Source organism: Marinobacter sp. C7, assembly GCF_022343555.1.
GTDB lineage: Bacteria > Pseudomonadota > Gammaproteobacteria > Pseudomonadales > Oleiphilaceae > Marinobacter.
The window spans coordinates 1-862 of record NZ_JAKQZH010000019.1; the positions used below are offsets into that span (position 1 = coordinate 1).

Here is an 862-nt window from a genome sequence, read left to right on the forward strand (position 1 = left end):
GCTATCAATGACAACGCCGCAGATGACATTCGTGTCCTAGTTGTTGGAAACCCAGCGAACACCAACGCGTTGATTGCTTCAGCTGCGGCCCCAGATGTTCCAGCATCCCGCTTCAACGCAATGATGCGCCTTGATCACAACCGTGCGATCTCCCAGCTGGCCACCAAGCTTGGCCGTGGATCTGCGGAATTTAACAACATTGTGGTCTGGGGAAATCACTCCGCAACCCAGTTCCCAGACATCACCTACGCAACCGTTGGTGGAGAAAAGGTCACTGACCTGGTTGATCACGATTGGTATGTGGAGGAGTTCATTCCTCGCGTGGCTAACCGTGGCGCTGAAATCATTGAGGTCCGTGGAAAGTCTTCTGCAGCTTCTGCAGCATCCTCTGCGATTGATCACATGCGCGATTGGGTACAGGGCACCGAGGCGTGGTCCTCTGCGGCAATTCCTTCCACCGGTGCATACGGCATTCCTGAGGGCATTTTTGTCGGTCTGCCAACCGTATCCCGCAACGGTGAGTGGGAAATCGTTGAAGGCCTGGAGATTTCCGATTTCCAGCGCGCCCGCATCGACGCGAATGCTCAGGAATTGCAGGCCGAGCGCGAGGCAGTGCGCGACTTGCTCTAATCTTTAACGCATGACTTCGCTTTTCGACGCCCCAACCCTCCAACGCGTCACCGTTTTCACGGGCTCGGCGCTCGGCAGTTCCTCGCTGTACACGCAAGCGGCTCAAACCTTGGCGAAAACCGCGGTAGACCGCGGCATCGACTTGGTTTACGGTGGCGGAAAAGTGGGGCTCATGGGTATCGTCGCGGATGCGTTCCTGGAATCAGGTGGCGAAGCCTTTGGCGTCATCACG

Annotated in this window: 2 protein-coding genes; both read left to right on the plus strand. The window is 56.7% G+C overall.

What is annotated here, in order from left to right; translation table 11 throughout:
* Positions 1 to 630: malate dehydrogenase (locus MD273_RS19260; RefSeq protein ID WP_239039248.1), on the plus strand; the 630-nt coding region annotated here is incomplete at its 5' end.
* A 10-nt stretch (positions 631 to 640) separates the two neighbouring features.
* Positions 641 to 862 (plus strand): LOG family protein (locus MD273_RS19265; RefSeq protein ID WP_502846078.1); only part of this gene is annotated, 222 nt, incomplete at its 3' end.